Below are 17,681 nucleotides of genomic sequence, written 5' to 3'. Positions count from 1 at the left end.
GGCGGTGTCGTCACGGGCGGCGCCCGTGGCGTCGTCGCCGGACGTACCGCTGTCGGCCGCGGCCTTGCCGCCGGCGTCCTCGCTGGCCGCGGCCTTGCCGCCGGCGTCCTCGTCGGTGTCGCCGGAGCGGTTGGCCGCGATCGCGTCGGTGTCGGCGGTGCCGCCGGCCCCGGCCGGGGTCGACGCGGCGACGTCATCGGCGGCCGCGGACGGGCCGGCGTCGCCGGTCGAGTTCCGGTCGGCCGGCGGGTCGAGGAGCGCCACGGCGGCACCCTTCGGCGCGGCTGCCCCGGACTGGCCCGCGTCGACGGAGCCGGCCTTCGCGAGACCGGAGCCGGGCACGGCGGCACCGGAGCCGGCGCCGCCGGCCGCGGCCGGACCGAGCGCCGCCTCGCGGGCCTGACGCAGCAGGTCGGCGTCCGCCGTGCGGCCGTCGCGCAACGCGATGACCTCGGCCTCCAGCACACCGATCAGCTCGTCCTTGTAGCCGATGTCGTAGGCGGCCCGGCGCAACGCCTGGTCGACCTGCTCCATGCGGTAGCCGCGCAGGGCGGTGTCGAAGCGGGCCTCGGCGACGTCGCCCTCGATCAGCGGCCGGGTGCCGGGTAACGGGACGGCGCGACCGTCCGGCTCGGCGGGCGCGAGGCCTTGGTCGCCACCGGAGACGAGAACCGTCACGCCGAAGACGACCGCACCGACCGTCAACGCCACGACCAGAAGGAGCAGAAACTGACCCATGACAAGGATCGTGGCACGTGCGACCGGTGCGGGGCGACCCCGCCACCCCACGAGCGGGCGCCGGACCGGCGAAAGCCGAGCGTGCCGGGGCGGGCCGGACAAGCCTTCATGGTTGTCGATCAAGGAGGCGCCGGGGGGGCGGTCGGATGCCCCGGCACGGTCAGCGTCGTCTAGCGTCGGGGACGGCCAGCCGACGGTGATCAAGGAGGACCGGATGCCGGGAACGCTACGGCTCGGCGCACGCACGTTCGGGCCCGGGCAGCTCGCCGTCATGGCGATCGTGAACCGTACGCCGGACTCGTTCTTCGACCGGGGCGCGACGTTCGCGGCGGACGCGGCGCTGCGGGCCGTCGAGACGGCCGTCGCCGACGGCGCCGACATCATCGACATCGGCGGGGTGAAGGCCGGCCCCGGCGAGCAGGTGGACGTCGCCGAGGAGATCCGCCGTACGGTCGCCACGATCGCCGCCGTACGGGCCGCCTTCCCGGACGTGGTGATCTCGATCGACACCTGGCGGGCGGCGGTGGCGGTGGAGGCCGTCGCGGCCGGCGCCGACCTGCTCAACGACACCTGGTCGGGGGCCGACCCGGAGCTGGCCGAGGTGGCCGCCCGAACCGGTGCCGGGCTGGTCTGCTCGCACGCAGGCGGGCTGCGCCCCAGGACCCGGCCGCACCGGGCGGCCTTCGACGACGTCGTGGCCGACGTCGTCTCGACCGTCACCCGGCTCGCCGACCGGGCCGCCGACCTCGGGGTACGTCGGGACGGCATCCTCATCGACCCGGCGCACGACTTCGGCAAGAACACCCGGCACTCGCTGGAGATCACCCGACGGCTGGCGGAGCTGGCCGCGACCGGGTGGCCGCTGCTCGTCGCACTTTCCAACAAGGACTTCGTCGGGGAGACCCTGGACCTGCCGGTGGATCAGCGGCTGGAGGGGACGTTGGCGGCGACGGCGGTGTCGGCCTGGTTGGGTGCCCGGGTCTTCCGGGCCCACCAGGTACGCGAGACCCGGCGGGTGCTGGACATGGTCGCGTCGATCCGTGGTGACCGGCCACCGGCGGTGTCGCGGCGGGCGCTCGCCTGAGCGAGCACTCCCTGTCCGCCTTGCCCGATAAGAGAATCAGGTCCAGCGGAGGATGTTCTTGCGCCAGGCGTAGAGAATGCCCAGGGCGAGGACGGCCACGAAGATCGCCATCTCGGCGACGGTGACGAGCCCGAAGCCCGGACGGTCGAAGACCACCGCCCACGGGAAGAGGAACACCGCCTCGACGGCGAACAGCACGTAGAGGTAGGCGTAGACGTAGTAGCGGATCTGCACCTGTGCCCAGTCGCCGCCGACCGGGTCGAGCCCGCACTCGTACGTCTCCCGCTTGCCGGGCGGCTCCGCGGGCCGCGCCGGACGCAGCAGCCGGTTCGCCGAGAAGGCGCCGACGAACACGACGACGCTGGCGAGCAACAGGAGCCCGAGCGTCGCGTACGACCCCAGGTATCCGCTCATGGCCGGCAGCCTACCGGCGACGGTGACCGATCAACGACAACGATCGCCGCCCACCTGCGGCACGATTCGCTGTTACGGACTTGTTTCGCGCGGGGACTAGTGCACAAGTGCAAGCATCGCCGATCCTGGCAGCCCACCGCCCCGGAGGTTCGATGTCACGCGTCACGGCAGGGCCCGTACTCGCCCGGGCCGGCGCCGCGGGGCTCGTCGCCCTGCTCGCGCTCGTGACCGGTCCGGTCCCGGCCGGGGCCGCCGACCCCGCGGTCGACGACCACGCGGGTGCCGCCCGAGTGCTTGCCGCCCGCGCCGCGACCGAGCCGGACGAGAACCAGACACCGCAGCCGGAACCCACCCCTTCGGCACCCGCCGCCACCGAGTCCGCGTCACCCGTACCGGAGCCGACGCCCACCACGCCGGCGGCCGAAACCCCGGCGTCACCGACCGGGGCGCCGCCGACCGAGGCCCCGGCCACCATGCCCCCGGCCGGAACGCCGAAGACCGCACCGCCCGGCCCCGACCTGCCCGGCCGGCCCCGGCTCGGCGTCCACGTCTCGACCGGCGACCTACCGCTGACCGCCGCCTACTGGACGGGCGGAGGCGCCGTCGCCGACCTGCGGGTGACGGTGGCCAACACCGGTGGGACCCGGCAGGTGATGCGACTGGGCTACCGGCTGCCGGCAGGGGTGTCCGACGCCGGCACCGCCGGGTGCGCACCGGCCGGCGACGGCCACGCCTGCGGCGCGTGGACGGCCGACCCCGGCGCGCACTGGACGACACTCATCCGGCTCCGGATCGCCCCGGACGCCTGGCGGCACATGCCGCTCAGCGGATCGGTCCGGGTGACCGCGACCGCCCCCGGAAACCCGGATCTGCCCGCCGTCTCCGACGACGAGGGCTTCGCCGTCCTCTTCCCACCCGGCCCGCCGGCCGTCGGGGTGTCCCTCGACGCCGACGAGGTCAGCTTCGACATCAGCGGGCAGTCCAGCACGCTCGACGTACGGCTGGGCAACACCGGCGACACGGACTCGACCGGCACGGTGGAGGTGATCCTGCCAGCGGGCGTGACCGTACCGGCACCACCGGCCAACTGCAGCGCGGTCGACGCCGCCCGTACCCGGTGCGCGCTCGGGACCGTCCCGGCCGGCGGGGTCGGGTCGCTACGCCTGCCGGTCGCCGCCACCCCGGACGCCCAGCGGACCGCGCCACTGTCCGGGGCCGTGATCGGCATCATCGACGCGGCGTACGGCCCGACCCGGCGGATGCAGATGAGTTTCCGGATCGTCGCCGCGGCGGCGACCGCCACCCCGCCGGTCCTCGACGGCGCCGGACCGACCGGTTCGCAGGGCGTCCTGCCGCCGCCGGGAGCGCCGCCGAGATCCGGCCCGCTGACCAGGGTGGGGAAGACGGCGATCGCGCTGATCACGGTGTCTTCCCTGCTGGTGGTGCTGGCCCTGGCCCTGGCGACCACCTCGCTGCGCCGCCGGCTGCGGCCCGAGGACCGGACGGGCGCATCGACACCGGTCGCCGCCGCCGACTGAGCGATCAGGGCGTTTCGATGGGCCGTACGTGTAGCCGGCCGCTGGGTGGGTATCCGCCGCCGGCGAAGTAGGGCTGTGTCACACGTTGGACCCGGGGCGGGGTTGGACGGGCGATCCGACGTACGCTTTGCGGTGAACAAGACTGCGGGTCGGCCATTCCGGGGGCGGCCCGCGGCCGTCGGCTTGCAAGGAGGTCAGCTTCGTGACCAAACAGGTCCGCCAACTGGATCGGGTGGTCATCCGTTTCGCTGGCGACTCCGGCGACGGCATGCAGCTAACCGGTGACCGGTTCACCTCGGAGACGGCGCAACTGGGCAACGACATCTCCACGCTGCCCAACTTCCCGGCCGAGATCCGGGCCCCCGCCGGCACCCTGCCCGGCGTGTCGAGCTTCCAGGTGCACTTCGCCGACTACGACATCCTGACCCCGGGCGACGCGCCGAACGTCCTGGTCGCGATGAACCCGGCCGCGCTCAAGGCCAACCTGGTCGACCTGCCGCGCGGTGCCGACATCATCGTCAACACCGACGAGTTCACCAAGCGCAACCTCGCCAAGGTCGGCTACCAGGTGAGCCCGCTCGACGACGGGACCCTCGACGGCTACACCCTGCACCCGGTCGCGCTGACCTCGATGACCGTCGGCGCGCTCGCCGAGCACGAGATCTCCAAGAAAGACGCCGAGCGGGCCAAGAACATGTTCGCCCTCGGCCTGCTCTCGTGGATGTACTCGCGCCCGTACGAGTCGACGCTGCGGTTCCTCGAGCGCAAGTTCGCGAAGCGGCCCGAACTGGTCGCCGCGAACGTCGCCGCCTTCAAGGCCGGCTGGAACTTCGGCGAGACGACCGAGGACTTCGGCGTCCGCTACGAGGTCAAGCCGGCCCAGATGAAGCCGGGCACCTACCGCAACATCACCGGCAACGCGGCCCTGTCGCTCGGCCTGGTCGCCGCCGGCGTACGCGCCAAGCTGCCGGTCTTCCTCGGCGCCTACCCGATCACCCCGGCGTCGGACATCCTGCACGAGCTGAGCAAGCACAAGCGGTTCGGCATCACGACCATGCAGGCCGAGGACGAGATCGCCGCCATCGGTGCCGCGCTCGGCGCCTCGTACGGCGGTGCGCTCGGGGTGACGACCACGTCCGGCCCCGGTGTGGCGCTGAAGGGCGAGACGATCTCGCTGGCCGTGGCGCTGGAGCTGCCGCTGGTCATCGTCGACGTGCAGCGGGCCGGCCCGTCCACCGGCATGCCGACCAAGACCGAGCAGGCCGACCTCAACATGGCGTTGTTCGGCCGGCACGGCGAGGCTCCGGTGGCGGTGATCGCGCCGCGGTCGCCGTCCGACTGCTTCCACGCGGCGATCGAGGCGGCCCGGATCGCGCTGACCTACCGCACCCCGGTCATCCTGCTCTCCGACAACTACGTCGCCAACGGCTCCGAGCCGTGGCTGTTGCCGGAGGTCGACTCGCTGCCCGACCTGCGGGTCGAGTTCGCCACCTCGCCCAACGGCGAGGACGGCAAGACCTTCCTGCCCTACCTGCGCGACCCGGAGACGCTCGCCCGGCCGTGGGCCATCCCGGGTACGCCCGGACTCGAGCACCGCATCGGCGGGCTGGAGAAGGCCGACAAGACCGGCGACATCTCGTACGACCCCGCCAACCACGACTTCATGGTCCGCACCCGGGCGGCGCGGATCGAGTCGATCCCGGTGCCGGACCTGGAGGTCGAGGACCCGGACGGCGACGCGCGGGTCCTCGTGCTCGGCTGGGGCTCGACCTACGGGCCGATCGGGGCCGCCTGCCGGCGGCTGCGCCAGCACGGGCTCTCGATCGCCCAGGCGCACCTGCGGCACCTGGCGCCGATGCCGGCCAACGTCGGCGAGGTGCTGCGCTCCTACGACCGCGTCGTCATCCCGGAGATGAACCTGGGCCAGCTCGCGCACGTGATCCGGGCCCGCTTCCTGGTCGACGCCATCGGCTACAACCAGGTCCGCGGCCTGCCGTTCACCGCCGCCGAGCTGGAGATCATGCTGGAAGAGGTAGTCAAGAATGCCTGAGGCCAACACCACCGGTGGCGGCGCGGCAACGCCGGTCGCCCTCAAGCTCACCGCCAAGGACTTCAAGTCCGACCAGGAGGTGCGCTGGTGCCCCGGCTGCGGTGACTACGCCATCCTCGCGGCGGTGCAGTCCTTCATGCCGGAGCTGAACATCCCGCGGGAACGGACCGTCTTCGTCTCCGGCATCGGCTGCTCGTCGCGTTTCCCGTACTACATGAACACGTACGGCATGCACTCGATCCACGGGCGGGCGCCGGCGATCGCCACCGGCCTGTCGGTGTCGCGGCCGGACCTTTCGGTGTGGGTGGTGACCGGTGACGGTGACGCCCTGTCGATCGGCGGCAACCACCTGATCCACGCGCTGCGCCGCAACGTCAACCTGAAGATCCTGCTGTTCAACAACCGGATCTACGGGCTGACCAAGGGGCAGTACTCGCCCACCTCCGAGGTCGGCAAGATCACCAAGTCGACGCCGGTCGGTTCGGCCGACGCCCCGTTCAACCCGCTCTCGCTGGCGCTGGGCGCCGAGGCGTCGTTCGTGGCCCGCACCATCGACTCCGACCGCAAGCACCTGCAGTCGGTGCTGCGGGCGGCGGCCGAACACCAGGGCTCGGCGTTCGTCGAGATCTACCAGAACTGCAACATCTTCAACGACGGCGCGTTCGACCAGCTCAAGGAGCCGGAGACCCGCGACGACTACCTGATCCGGCTCGAGCACGGGCAACCGATCACCTTCGGTCGCGAGGGCCAGTTCTGCGTCGTACACCCGCCCGGCGCGTTCGGTCTGGAGGTCCGCGACACCGCCTCCACCCCGGCCGAGGACATCGTGGTGCACGACGCGACGGTGGCCGAGCCGGCGTACGCCTTCGCACTGTCCCGGCTGCCCGGCTTCGCCCTGCGGAACACCCCGATCGGCGTGTTCCGCAACGTCGACCGGCCGTCCTACGACAGCGTCGTGCAGGAGCAACTGGCGACCGCCGTGTCCGGCGCCAGCGGCACCCCGGAGGAGCAGCTCGCCGGCCTGCTGGGCAGCGGCGACACCTGGACCATCCTGTAACCCGCGCGACGACGGGGGCGACCGCCGATCGACGGCGGTTGCCCCGCTGTGGCAGCGTGACGTCGTGCGTCGACTCGCCCTGCTGACCATCCTCGCGCTGACCGGCCTCCTCCTCGTCGTCCCGCCAGCCGCCGCGTGCGCCTGCGGAGCCGTCGTCACCCAGGAGGGCGTACGGGTCAACGAGGAAACCGCCCTCATCCGGCACGACGGCCGGACCGAAGAGATCGTCATGGGGCTCACCATGACCGACGAGCCCCGGGACGCGGCCTGGATCCTGCCCGTACCGGCCGACCCGTCCTTCGAACTCGGCCCCGAGGACCTCTTCGCCGACCTGGCCGTCCTCACCCGGCCACGCACCGTCGTGGTCCGCGACTGGTTCCCGCCCTGGGGCCGGGGCGGCGCCACCGCCGGCAGCGCGCCCGGCGACGGCGCCACCGTGCTCGACCAGATCACCATCGGCCCGTACGACGTCACCACCCTGGCCGCCACCGACGGCGACGCCCTCGCCAACTGGCTGAACGGGCACGGCTACCGCCTCGATCCGGCGCTCGCCAGCGGCTTCGCCCCGTACGCGGCGGCCGGCTGGCGCTACGTGGCGGTGAAACTGACCGCCCCCGACGACCGGGAACGGCTCAGCCGGCAACTGCCCCCGCTACGGGTCAGCTTCGCCAGCACCGAGATCGTCTACCCGATGCGGCTGACCGCCCTCGCCCGCGACGCGCAGAGCGTCCGGCTCTACGTGCTGACCGACCATCGGGTCCGCAGCGCCGGTCCGGTCGGGCCCACCGACTCGCACGTACGGTTCGCCGGCTGGATCGGCCCCGAAGCCGTCGCCGGCACCACACTCGCCGGCCTGGTCGACGGCCGCAGGTTCCTGACCCGCTTCGACCAGCGCATCGAGTCCCCCGAGTCGATCACGGACGACTACCGATTCGTGGCCGCCGGGACGGACGACGACCACCGCGACGTCGTCTACCGCACCGAGCCCGTCTACCTCGCCGGCCTACCCGCCGGCCCGTTTCTGATCATCCTGGGCGTCCTGCTCACCTTGATCGTGGCCGGCACCGTCACCACCGTCCTGATGCGCCGCCGCTGAGTTTGCTGAGTTTGCTGGCCCCGCCTCCGGCGGGGCTGGCTCGCTCCGCTTCGCGCCGCCTGAATGCACCGTCTTCACCCTGCGGGCATGACGGCTTCGCCGCATGTCCTCGGGCTCCAGACGGTGCGGCGGCGCTCGGTCGACTCGCGACCCTGGTCACGGTCAAAGCGGTCCGCCGATTGCTTCGCCGGCCAGGTGCGGTTGGTGGTCGGCACGGCCGACGGGCAGCCGGACGCTTCGCAGATCCCGCCGAACGGCGGCGGCCGGGAGCGCCTGATGCCGGGAGCCGCCCGGTGCCGGAAGCGTCGTTAGTGATCACCCTCGTTGATCTGGGCGGGAGGAACCTTATCCACGCTCGATAAGGTTCCTCCCGCCCAGATCAACTACGTGACTCCACGACCCACTCCCGGCCCAGGGTGGACTTTCAGCACATATCGCCCCGCTGGACGGATATCCCGCAGGACGAACTGAGCGTGGGAGGGGTTATCCGGCCGGAATAACCCCGCCCGCGCTCACCTCGCCAGCCAGCCGGGCTGTCGGGTCGGCTTGGGCGCGACTGCCCGGCCACCAGACTCGGACAGCCCCTTGACCCGCAACCCCTTCCCAACCAGACACAGATCGGCGAAGCAATCGGCGGACCGCTTTGACCGTGGCCCAAGTCGCGAGTCGACCGAGCGCCGCCGCACCGTCTGGAGCCCGAGGACCACGCCGCGAAGCGGTCGCGGCCCGCAGGGCGAAGACGGTGCATAGGGCGGCGCGAAGCGGAGCGAGCCGCCGAGCCGGAGGCGAGGCCAAAGAATCAGAGGCGAGGCCAAAGAACCAGAGGCGGGGCCGATCAGCTCCGGTCGTCGCGGACGTACACCAGGAGGTCGCCGGTTTCGATGGCGGTGGCGCCGGGTTCGGCCAGCGACACGACCTTGCCACGCCGTACGAGGGCGATGACGAGGGTGTCGAGGTCGCGGGGGGAGGAGCCGACCTCGGCGCGTTCGGCCGAACGCATGGCCAGTGCCATGCCCTGGCCGGGGGTGAGCAGGTCTTCGACGACGTCGATGAGCGGCGGGGCGGACGTCGACAGGCCGAGCAGGCGACCGGCGGTTGCCGAGGAGACGATGACGTGGTGGGCGCCGCTCTGTTTGAGCAGGGGCGCGTTCTCGGCTTCCCGTACGGCGGCGATGATCCGTACCTGGCCGGCGGTGAGTTGCCGGACGGTCAGGGCGACGAGTACGGCGGCGTCGTCGCTGTTGGTGGCGATGATGACGGCCTTGGCGTGCTTGACGTGTGCCTCGTTGAGGGTGGACGAGCGGGTGGCGGAGCCTTCGATGGCGACGAGGCCGGCGGCGGTGGCCTGCCGTACGCCGGTGGCGTTGCGCTCGACGACGACGATGCGCTGCTTGTCGACGCCGTTCTCGAGCAGGGCACTGATGGCGCTGCGCCCCTTGGTGCCGTAGCCGCAGATGATGACGTGGTCTTTCACTCGTTTCCTCCACCGGGTGAGGCGCAGGTTGGTGCGGTACTGCTCGGTCAGGACCTCGAGGGTCGTGCCGACCAGGATGATCAGGAAGAGCACCCGGGCGGGCGTGATCACCAGGACGTTGACCAGGCGGGCGGTGTCGGTGATCGGGGTGATGTCGCCGTACCCGGTGGTGGAGAGGGTGACCACGGCGTAGTAGAAGCAGTCGATGAGGTTGAGTTCGTCCTCGTTGACGTCGCGGTAGCCGTCGCGGTCGAAGTACACGACGGCGACGATGGCCAGGACGAGGCCGATCGCGGCGGCGAGCCGCAGGCTGAGGGCGCGCAGCGGGCCTTTGTTGATGGCGGGAAAGTGGATCACTGCTGGTCTCGCCCCGCCCTTTCGTCGGCGTGCACGTCCACAACATAGCGGGGGGCGGGTGGCCCGGTGGCGGAAGGCCGGGCCGAGTCGGGTCTTGCGCTCGCCGGGCACTTGTGAAAATTTCCTTCTAGCGATGCATCGCTAGCGACGGATGTTGCCGGAACCGCCCGGCCCGTCCCCGTCCGCGGTCACCGCGCCCACACAGGACACGGGAGCCCCAACGAAGGGACGCACCGCATGAAGGCACATCGACTCAGAGCCGCCGGGCTGGCCGTGGCGCTGCTCGGCTCGCTCGCGGTCGCCGCCACCCCAGCGAGCGCCGCGCCGGTCGTGACCCACACCCCCTCGAACGCCGCCTGCGAGACCGATCCGGCAACCCCGAAACGCCAGTTCCGAGCCATGTGGATCGCGTCCGTGGTCAATATCGACTGGCCGACCAAGGCTTCGTACACCGCCCCGGACCGGATCGCCACGCAGAAGGCGGAGTTCCAGGGCTGGCTGGACCTCGCCGAGCGGCTCAACCACAACGCCGTGATCGTGCAGGTCCGCCCGACCGCCGACGCGTTCTGGCCGTCGCCGCACGAGCCCTGGTCGGAGTTCCTGACCGGCACCCGTGGCCAGGATCCGGGCTGGGACCCGCTGGCCTACCTGGTCGCCGAATCGCACAAGCGCAACCTGGAGTTCCACGCCTGGTTCAACCCGTACCGGATCTCGATGCCGGACGGGGCGGGCGCGGACCTGAACAAGCTGGCGGCGGGCCACCCGGCCCGCCAGAACCCGGACTGGGCGGTGGCCTACCCGGTCAACGCGGCCGGGTCGCGGCTCTACTACAACCCGGGCATCCCGGAGGTCCGCGAGTTCGTCCAGACCGCGATGATGGACGCGGTGCTGCGGTACGACATCGACGGCGTGCACTTCGACGACTACTTCTACCCCTACCCGGCCGCCGGCCAGGACTTCGGCGACGCGGCGACGTTCGAGGAGTACGGCGACGGGTTCGCGAACAAGGCCGACTGGCGCCGGAACAACATCGACCTCCTGATCAAGGAGATGGGCGAAAAGATCAAGGACGCCAAGCCCTGGGTGAAGTACGGCGTGAGCCCGTTCGGCATCTGGCGCAACAAGGCGGCCGACCCGCTCGGCTCGGAGACCAGCGGCTCGCAGTCGTACGACGCCAACTTCGCCGACACCCGCAAGTGGGTCAAGGAGGAGTGGATCGACTACATCGTGCCGCAGGTCTACTGGAACATCGGCCTTGCGGTCGCCGACTACGCCAAGCTGGTGCCGTGGTGGTCGGACGTCGTCGACGGCACCGACGTGCAGCTCTACATCGGTCAGGCCGACTACAAGATCGCCGACCCGGCCCAGCCGGCGGCGTGGCAGGACCCGCGGGAGATGTCGAAGCACCTGACCTTCAACCGCGACTACCCGAACGTGGCCGGCAACATCCACTTCAGCGCGGTGCAGGTACGGGCCAACCGGCTCGGTTCGGCCGACATCTACGCGGCCGAGCACTACTCGCGGCCGGCGCTGGTGCCGACGATGGACCACCTGCCGAGCCGCCCGCTGATGTTCCCGGTGGTGACCGGGGCGACCCGGCAGGCCGACGGGGTCAAGCTGAGCTGGCGGCAGCCGGCCGACGGGGTCGGCCCGTTCGGCAAGGCCACGTCGTACGCCGTGTACCGCTTCGACGGCCTCGGCCTGCCGACCGCCTGCGACTTCGCCGACGCCTCGAACCTGGTCGCCACGCTGCGGGCCACCGGTTCCGGCACCCAGTCCTACGTCGACCCGACGGCGGTGCCGGGCCAGCGCTACACGTACTACGTGAGCACGCTCGACCGACTCTACAACGAGAGCATCCCGAGCCCGCCGCGGTTCGTCGTCCGCTGACCTGACCGACCGCTGCCCGCCAGACCAGGCAGACCGCCGATCTGACTAGGCAAATCGGACACATCGCCGGACCGGATGCCCCGGGATCACATTGATTCCGGGGCATCTGTCCGTTTACCCGGAAGACGCAAAAGATCTACTTCGCCTATACATCGGCGCCAGCCTATCCCCCGAGACTGGTGACCCCCTGGTTACCCACCGGTCACCAGGGCTGACCGCCCCGCCCGAACGACGGGCTCCCCCGTTCCCCCCGGAGGTACGCAATGCGACGTCGGCTTCTGACGATTCTCGCCGGCACCACCCTTGCCGTCCTGACGACCATCGGCATGTCCACCCCGGCCGCCGCCGTCACCCAGGCCCAGAAGCTCTCCGTCCTGTCGAGCTTCACCCAGACCAGCGCCAGCAGCTACAACTCGTGGAACTCCGCCCGGCTGAACCAGGGCGCCTGGGCCGCGTACAACTTCAACTGGACGACCGACTACTGCTCGTCGAGCCCGGACAACCCGCTCGGCTTCACGTTCAACCTGTCGTGCTACCGGCACGACTTCGGCTACCGCAACTACAAGGCGGTCGGCCAGTTCTCCACCCACAAGGCCCGCCTGGACAGCGCCTTCTACGAGGACCTCAAGCGGGTCTGCGCGACGTACAACTCGTTCGTGCGGCCGGCCTGCACCAGCCTGGCCTGGACCTACTACCAGGCGGTCCGGACCTTCGGGAAGGTCGTCCTGAGCCAGGCCGACCTGGACAAGGCGGCCAGCCTCAAGGCCGCCGGCGAGAAGCGGATGGCCCAGGCCGACGCCCGCTGATTCACGGCAGTTCGCGCCGGTCGAGGACCTCACGGGACACGTCGGAGACGTACCCGAAGGCTCCCGACCGGTGCGGCGCCGGTTCGGCCGGCAACCGCGGCGGCAGTCCCGGAAACTGCCCCGCGCCGGCCGCGAACCGGCTCGATCCGGCGGCGAGATCCGGATGCTCGATCCCGAGTGCCAGCTCGACCGCCTCATCCAGGGACAGCTTCGCCCCCTGCGCGTAGGCCCGGTCGAACTCCCCGTCACCGATCACGGTTCGCAGGTCGGCCTGCTGCTGCGCCCAGTAGCCGCCGAACATGCCCGCCGTCGTACGCAGCACCGACCGGTTGGCCTGGGCGGCACCGAACAACAGTGCGGCGGTCGACGGATCGCCGCCCAGCGCACACCGGACCGCCATCGCGTTGAGCGCGTCGCAGGTCCGCCGGTGGAAACCGTGCAGCATCCGCGACCGCAACGCCACCACCAGGTGGTCGTGCGCGGCGACCAGGTCACCCCGGGCCAGCGCCACCATGCCGAGCAGCATGTCGACCGTACGCCGGCCCCGCTCCACCGGTCGGGACGCCTCGACCGGGCGGGCCGCGCCCAGCAGCTCCGCCGCCTCGTCCAGCGCCCCCCGCTGCCAGAGCAGCTCGGCGAGGCCGTAGACGGCGAATAGGGTTTCCCCGGTCACGCCCTCCCGGCCGGCCCAGTCGAGCAGCTCGCGGCAGATCTGCTCGGCCTCGGCCAGCCGACCCATGTCGACCAGCGGGGCGGCCCGCCCGGAAAGCACCCGGGCCAGCAACGCCGCGTCGCCGGCCTGCCGCGCCGCCGCCTCGGCCTGCTGCGAGAAGCGCAGTTCCTCGGCGAACTCGCCGTCGGCGCCGGCGTGCAGCGAGTGCATGTGGTAGGCCGCCGCCAGCTCCGCCTCCGGAATCCGCTCGCCCGTCTCGGCGATCCGTCCGTAGAGCCGGAAAAGCCACAGCCGGCCCTCGCGGGCCAGCCCACGTTCGCGCCACCACTGGTCGAGGCCGCTGGCGATCTGGAGCCCCAGCCGGGCGCTGCCCCCGGTCGCCGTCCAGCGCAACGCGGCGCGCAACTCGTCGGCGAGCGGGTCGAGACTGTAGAGCGACAGCGTCACCGGACGGCCGTCCGACCCCAGGTGGGCGCGCTGCAACGCGTGCAGCGACCACGCCACGTGCCGGTCCCGGGCGGCCCGCTCCTCGCCCGCGTCGACCAGCCGGCGGGCCGCGTACGCCCGGATCGGGTCGAGCATCCGGTAGGTGCTGCCCGCCGCGTGCGGCTCGACCTGGAGCATCGACTTGTCGACCAGCACCGCCAGCGGGTCCAGGGCGTCGTCGTCGAACAGCCACTCCACCGTCGTCAGGTCGACCGGCCCGGAGAAGACCGCGAGCCAGCGCAGCAGCCGGGCCGCCCGAGGCCCCAGCGTCCGGTACGACCAGGTGACCGTGGCCTGCATGGTGACGTGCCGTTGGGTGGCCGTACGGCCGTGGACGGCCGGCGCCACCGCACCGGCACCGCCGAGGTCGATGGTGTCGACCTGGCTGGCGACGAACCGGCCGTCGGTCGAGGCGGCGCCGACCGGCTCGTCGCGGCCGGCGTCGAGGGTGCCGAGCACGTCGTCGAGGCGCTCGGCGAGCTGACTGGCGGACAGCACCCGCAGCCGGGCCGCGGCCAGTTCGATGGCGAGCGGCAGCCCGTCCAGCCGGCTGACCACCCGCCGCAGGTCGTCGGTCTCGACCACGCCGGCCCGCCGGCCGCCGCGCGCCGCCACCGTCCGGGCGAGCAGCAGCGCGACCGCCTCGCTCGGGCCGCCGTCCGGCCCCGGGTCGGCGGACAGCGGCGGTATCCGCCAGACCACCTCGCCGGGCAGGCCACAGGGTTCCCGGCTGGTGGCGAGCACCCGGACGCCGCCACCACCGGTGAGCAGCCGCGAGATGACCTCGGCGGTCGCCGCCGGCTGGGCGTCACAGGTGTCGAGCAGCAGCAGCATCCGGCGCGCGGCGGCGTATTCGACCAGCGTGTCGACCATCGGCCGGCCGGGCTCGGGCCGCAGCCCGAGGACCGCGGCGATGGCGAAGGCGACCAGGCCGGGATCGGTCACCGGGGCGAGGTCGACGAACCAGACCCCGTCCGGGTACGACTCCACGACACCGCCGGCCAGTTCGACGGCGAGCCGGGTCTTGCCGGCGCCACCGGCGCCCACCACCGTGACGAGCCGCTGTTCGGCGACGAGTTCGTGCAGTTCGGCGCGTTCGGCCTGCCGCCCGACGAACGAGGTGATCTGGGTGGGCAGGTTGTGCGGTACGGCGTCGGCGGTGCGCGGGCGCGGGAACTGCCGTTCGAGCCCGGGCGCCACGAGCTGGAACAGCCGCTCCCGGTCGTCGAAGCCGCGCAGCCGGTGCAGGCCCAGGTCGAGCAGGGAGACCCCGACCGGCAGCGGCGCGGCGTGCTGGGCGGTCGCGCCCGAGCAGAGCACCTGGCCGCCGTGGGCGGCGGCGGCGATCCGGGCGGCGCGGTGCACCTCGGGGCTGGCGTACTCACCGGACAGTGGCACCGCGTGTCCGGTGTGCAGTCCCATCCGGACCCGGGGTGCCGACTCGGGACTCGGCCAGTCGTGGCTGGCGAGCGCCCGCTGGGCGCCGAGGCAGGCGTCGAGGGCGGCGGCCGCGTCGGCGAACGCGACGAAGAAGGAGTCACCCTCCGTGAAGAGTTCGATGCCCTCGCTGGCGGACAGGATGGACCGCAGCAGCCGCCGGTGCTCGCTGAGCACCGGGCGGTAGCCCGGACCGAGCATCTGGGCCAACCTCGTCGAGCCCTCGATGTCGGTGAACATGAAAGTCACCAGGCCACTCGGCAGGTGATTCCGTGCCGACACGGTGAACCTCCGCCCCCATGGAAGTCGGCTTCATGCTTCCGTACGCCCCACGGTCCGCGCATCGTAGAAAAGGACAGCACGACTCCATCCCAGACGCCAGGGCCTGGGACGATGTCATCGACCGGTGTTCGACGTGCGGCGTACGGGGGCGATGCTACGGGTGGCGTAACGACAACGGGTGGCCCCGGTTGTGGCACGACAGGTCAGATCTCGGAGCCTTACGGATGATCGGCCCGAGCGGGATCTGCCCAGAAACAGCCTCAAATACCAGCAAAAGCCGGGTATCGGTCGTACGTCAACAACCGCAGCCGCCGCCGCAGCAACCGCCCCCACCGGCAGGAACCGGGCCGCTGCCAGCGGTTGTGCCACCCCGGCCGGTGAACGCGACGGTGGAAAGCAGCTTCACCGTGTCGTCGTGACCCTGCGGGCAGGTCGCGGCCGAGGAAGACTCGGCCATCGGGCGGTTGACCTCGAAGGTGCTGCCGCACGCGCGGCAACGGAACTCGTACCGGGGCATGCCGCCAGGGTACGGCTGGACCTGACGAGTTGCGCGCGATGGGTAATACTCGACAGCGTGACAGGCGGGGAGGAAACACCGGTGGCACGACGACTACGTCCGGCCGTACCGGCATCCGCCGAGTTGGCGGCGGCCGGACCGCTGGCCAGTTCGGGCGCCGCGCCCGACGACGCACCGCCACCACCGGTGCCCGCCCAGCCGGGAAAGCCGGCAACCGAATCGACCACCTCCGATACCACTCCGGTGGCCGAGGCGCCGCGGTCGCCGAACCCGACGACCGGGCCGGACGCACCGGCCGCGCAGGCTGAACCACCGGCGGGCGACCCGGCCACGACCGACCGGCCGGCGACCGCCGAGAGTGCCGACCCGGCACCGGTTACGGACGGCAAGGACGACACCGACCGACCGGCCGCGGGTGGCGCGTCGGCCACCGCCGTCCCCGCACCGGCCGGCAGCCCCGCCACCGGCGGACCGGAGCCGGCCGGCACCCCGGCCGCCGTCGACACGGCGACCCCGCCCGCCGCGACCGCCGCCGGTTCCACCCCGGCCGAGGGGACCGGCACCCCCGATCCCACCCCGGCCACTGATCCCTCCCCGGCCGCCGGGGCCGGCGCCGCTGATCCCGCCCCGGCCGCCGGGACCGGCGCGGTCGAACCCACCCCGGTCGCCGGGACCGGCGGCGTCGAACCCGCCGCCACCGCGCCGACCAGCACCGGTAAGCCCGGCGACACCGACACGAAGATCGATCTGACTCCCGTCGCGGCAGCCGCACCCGCCGGCGACGCTCCGACAGCACCCGTCGCCGCCGTCGCACCCAAACGCCGCAGCCGGATACGCGTCCCGTTCGCACACGCCGTACGCCGGCCGACCCGGCAGGCCGCGGCGTCCGCGGCCCGGTCGGTCGGTGCCTGGTCGCGCCGGCCGAGCGGCCGGCTCACCCTGCCCGCGCTGTTGCTGTTGCTGGTCGTCGCCGCCACCGGCACCGCGGGCGCCGTGATCGTCCCGGCGATCGCGCCAGACCCCACGCCGGTCGCGGGCCCGGGTGAGGTCTCGCCCGACCCCGACCTCGAACTGCTGCCGACCCTGCCCACCACGGCACCGACCACCTCACCGGGCGCGGTGCCGGGACTGCCCCAACCGACCGGCCGCCCGGCCGACGTGCTCGCCGGCTGGGCGCAGCAGACCGGCGAACGGATCGGGGTGCCGGCGGTCGCGGTCCAGGCATACGGCTACGCCGAACTCGTCGTCAGCCGCACCACGCCGAACTGCCGGCTGACCTGGACGACGCTGGCGGCGATCGGGCTGGTGGAGTCCAACCACGGCCGGGCCAACGGGGCGTCGCTCGGCCCGGACGGCAAGGCGATGCCGCCGATCATCGGCCTGCCGCTCGACGGCCAGGGTGGACGGCAGCGGATCGCCGACACCGACGGCGGCCGGCTCGACGGCGACCCGGTCCTCGACCGGGCGGTCGGACCGATGCAGTTCATCCCGAGCACGTGGGCGATCAGCGGTGTCGACGCCGACAACGACGGGGTCAAGGACCCGCACGACATCGACGACGCCGCCCTGGCCGCCGCCAACTACCTGTGCAGCAACGGGCGCAACCTGTCGACGTCGCAGGACTGGTGGAACGCGATCCTTTCCTACAATGACGTCCGACAGTACGCACAGGCCGTGTTCGACGCGGCAAACCAATACGGGGCGGCCAGCCGCGCCTGAGCCGGCGTCACCGCCCGCACACATTCGGGGACTGAGCACTTTCGTCCGGGTCCGGTTAGCGGC

12 protein-coding genes and 1 pseudogene are annotated in these 17,681 nt (G+C 72.1%); 8 read left to right on the top strand and 5 right to left on the bottom strand.

Going from position 1 to position 17,681, the window contains the following annotated elements; all coding sequences use genetic code 11:
* Positions 1 to 384: 384 nt before the first annotated feature.
* Positions 385 to 738 (bottom strand): annotated as a pseudogene (locus AB0I42_RS09260) (DivIVA domain-containing protein); the annotation flags it as partial.
* Positions 739 to 952: 214 nt separating this feature from the next.
* On the opposite strand from AB0I42_RS09260, the gene folP reads away from it, so the two are divergent.
* Positions 953 to 1,822 (top strand): dihydropteroate synthase, encoded by an 870-nt coding sequence (gene folP, locus AB0I42_RS09255; RefSeq protein ID WP_357535639.1) that lies wholly within the window; start codon positions 953 to 955, stop codon positions 1,820 to 1,822.
* A 36-nt stretch (positions 1,823 to 1,858) separates the two neighbouring features.
* Here the strand turns inward: folP and ndhC are convergent, their stop codons facing one another.
* Positions 1,859 to 2,236 (bottom strand): NADH-quinone oxidoreductase subunit A, encoded by a 378-nt coding sequence (gene ndhC / locus AB0I42_RS09250; RefSeq protein WP_212826131.1) that lies wholly within the window; start codon positions 2,234 to 2,236, stop codon positions 1,859 to 1,861.
* Between the two features lie 152 nt (positions 2,237 to 2,388).
* On the opposite strand from ndhC, the gene AB0I42_RS09245 reads away from it, so the two are divergent.
* From AB0I42_RS09245 to AB0I42_RS09230, 4 genes are all read left to right on the top strand, one after another.
* The gene (locus tag AB0I42_RS09245; RefSeq protein WP_357535637.1) at positions 2,389 to 3,774 is read left to right on the top strand and encodes a hypothetical protein; all 1,386 of its coding nucleotides are present in this window, start codon (positions 2,389 to 2,391) and stop codon (positions 3,772 to 3,774) included.
* Between the two features lie 202 nt (positions 3,775 to 3,976).
* Entirely contained in the window at positions 3,977 to 5,824 is a 1,848-nt protein-coding gene (locus AB0I42_RS09240; RefSeq protein WP_357535635.1) for a 2-oxoacid:acceptor oxidoreductase subunit alpha, read from the top strand.
* Complete coding sequence (locus AB0I42_RS09235) at positions 5,817 to 6,881, top strand: 2-oxoacid:ferredoxin oxidoreductase subunit beta (RefSeq protein ID WP_357535633.1); 1,065 nt, start codon at positions 5,817 to 5,819, stop codon at positions 6,879 to 6,881. The genes AB0I42_RS09240 and AB0I42_RS09235 overlap by 8 nt, the downstream gene beginning before the upstream one ends.
* 64 nt (positions 6,882 to 6,945) lie before the next feature.
* Positions 6,946 to 7,977 (top strand): DUF2330 domain-containing protein, encoded by a 1,032-nt coding sequence (locus AB0I42_RS09230; RefSeq protein WP_357535631.1) that lies wholly within the window; start codon positions 6,946 to 6,948, stop codon positions 7,975 to 7,977.
* A gap of 835 nt (positions 7,978 to 8,812) precedes the next feature.
* Here AB0I42_RS09230 and AB0I42_RS09225 read toward each other — a convergent pair.
* Positions 8,813 to 9,808 (bottom strand): potassium channel family protein, encoded by a 996-nt coding sequence (locus AB0I42_RS09225; RefSeq protein ID WP_357535629.1) that lies wholly within the window; start codon positions 9,806 to 9,808, stop codon positions 8,813 to 8,815.
* Positions 9,809 to 10,045: 237 nt separating this feature from the next.
* Here AB0I42_RS09225 and AB0I42_RS09220 point away from each other — a divergent pair, with 237 nt between their 5' ends.
* Both AB0I42_RS09220 and AB0I42_RS09215 read left to right on the top strand, forming a co-directional pair.
* The gene (locus AB0I42_RS09220; RefSeq protein WP_357535627.1) at positions 10,046 to 11,698 is read left to right on the top strand and encodes a family 10 glycosylhydrolase; all 1,653 of its coding nucleotides are present in this window, start codon (positions 10,046 to 10,048) and stop codon (positions 11,696 to 11,698) included.
* Between the two features lie 263 nt (positions 11,699 to 11,961).
* Positions 11,962 to 12,504, top strand: coding sequence for a phospholipase (locus AB0I42_RS09215; RefSeq protein ID WP_357535625.1), 543 nt, complete (start codon positions 11,962 to 11,964; stop codon positions 12,502 to 12,504).
* 1 nt (position 12,505) lies between these two features.
* Here AB0I42_RS09215 and AB0I42_RS09210 read toward each other — a convergent pair whose 3' ends face one another.
* Both AB0I42_RS09210 and AB0I42_RS09205 read right to left on the bottom strand, forming a co-directional pair.
* The gene (locus tag AB0I42_RS09210; RefSeq protein ID WP_357535623.1) at positions 12,506 to 15,382 is read right to left on the bottom strand and encodes an adenylate/guanylate cyclase domain-containing protein; all 2,877 of its coding nucleotides are present in this window, start codon (positions 15,380 to 15,382) and stop codon (positions 12,506 to 12,508) included.
* 295 nt (positions 15,383 to 15,677) lie between these two features.
* Complete coding sequence (locus AB0I42_RS09205) at positions 15,678 to 15,899, bottom strand: zinc ribbon domain-containing protein (protein WP_357535621.1); 222 nt, start codon at positions 15,897 to 15,899, stop codon at positions 15,678 to 15,680.
* An 81-nt stretch (positions 15,900 to 15,980) separates the two neighbouring features.
* On the opposite strand from AB0I42_RS09205, the gene AB0I42_RS09200 reads away from it, so the two are divergent.
* The gene (locus AB0I42_RS09200; RefSeq protein ID WP_357535620.1) at positions 15,981 to 17,618 is read left to right on the top strand and encodes a lytic murein transglycosylase; all 1,638 of its coding nucleotides are present in this window, start codon (positions 15,981 to 15,983) and stop codon (positions 17,616 to 17,618) included.
* The last annotated feature ends 63 nt before the right edge of the window (positions 17,619 to 17,681 follow it).

This window comes from Polymorphospora sp. NPDC050346 (assembly GCF_040655695.1).
GTDB classification, from domain to species: Bacteria; Actinomycetota; Actinomycetes; order Mycobacteriales; family Micromonosporaceae; genus Polymorphospora; species Polymorphospora lycopeni.
Note: the sequence above shows the minus strand (reverse complement) of the source record. Positions and strands in the feature narration are given on the sequence as shown.